Annotated in this window: 1 protein-coding gene and 1 pseudogene; one reads left to right on the top strand and one right to left on the bottom strand. The window is 71.0% G+C overall.

Annotated elements, in window-relative coordinates; translation table 11 throughout:
• Positions 1-570 (top strand): hypothetical protein (locus BJF83_RS27315; protein WP_158070327.1); only part of this gene is annotated, 570 nt, incomplete at its 5' end.
• On the opposite strand, the pseudogene BJF83_RS03205 reads toward BJF83_RS27315, so the two are convergent.
• Positions 567-956, bottom strand: a pseudogene (locus BJF83_RS03205) (transposase); the annotation flags it as partial. The gene BJF83_RS27315 and the pseudogene BJF83_RS03205 overlap by 4 nt on opposite strands.
• Positions 957-1150: the final 194 nt, after the last annotated feature.

Here is a 1150-nt window from a genome sequence, read left to right on the forward strand (position 1 = left end):
ACCGCGTCGAAGCGCACGATGATGGGGCTGCGCCTCATCGGCCTCGGCCTGGCCACCGCGGCTGCGGTCGCTGTCACCGCCCCCGCCTCGGCCTTCGTGATCGCCCCGAACCCCGGCCCCCAGCTCGGCGCCGATGTCCCGCCGTTGGCGGTGGAGGGCGACGCGACGTTCAAGCGCCTGGGATTCGAGTGCGAATTCACGCTTGAGGTGAAGCCCGTGAAGAAGGGGCAGTTCGGACCGGTCAGCCTGACCCAGGTCGTGAGCGGCAAGCTGGTCGACTTCCGCGTCGAGGACGGCTACGCGGCCGACGGTGTCCTCGTCAGGGGTGGGGTGGGCGCCAACGCGTACGACTACCGAGCGATGACCGGCGCCACCGAGGACCAGGACCTGCACGCCCCCGTCGTCGAGGTGCCCGCCCCGGACGAGGACGACAAGGCAATCGTCGCTGGGTTCGGCTTCGAAAAGGCGCGCAGCGTCGAGTTCTGCCTGAACATGGACGCTACCGCGCGAACCAGGCCTGACGCCCCCAATGGCGGGTGGATGAGCGTCCCCGGGCGCACGAGGGGCTAGGGCGTGTTCGGTGGATCCTGTTGAGTGGGACGATCGGGCCGTGCGCGTAGCCGGATGAGGATGTCGACGATCCTGACGGTTGCCCGAAAAGTCGTGGCGAGCTTGTCATAACGCGTGGCCAGCGCCCGGTACTGCTTGCGGCGGTTCATCAACCGCTCCACCCGGTTGCGTCGGCGGTAGGCCTCCCGATCGAAGTCGGGCGGCCTGCCGCCGGTCGACCCCCGCCGACGCCGGTTGGCCTTTTGGTCCCCACGCTCGGGAATGGTGCACCGGGTGCGCCTGGTGCGCAGGATCCTCCGGTTGGCCTTGGAGCTGTAGGCCCTGTCCCCGGCCAACCCGTCCAGGCGGGAGCGGGGCCGCCCAGGACCGGGCCTGTTCACCCGCACCAGGCCCACCAGCACCGGGAGAACGATCTAGCCGCAGGTGTGGGCACGGGTCCGGCCGCACGCGCGTCGCGCGGGCGGGGACGCCCCCGTTGTCGGGGCGACCCTGGCGCGTGGCCGAACGCCTCATGGGCCGCGGCCCCCGGAAGACGCGAGGGACCGGCTGGAGCTTCGGACGACGCCGAACCCGGAACCGA

The sequence above is a fragment of the Nocardiopsis sp. CNR-923 genome, assembly GCF_001942255.1.
Classification (GTDB): Bacteria; Actinomycetota; Actinomycetes; order Streptosporangiales; family Streptosporangiaceae; genus Nocardiopsis.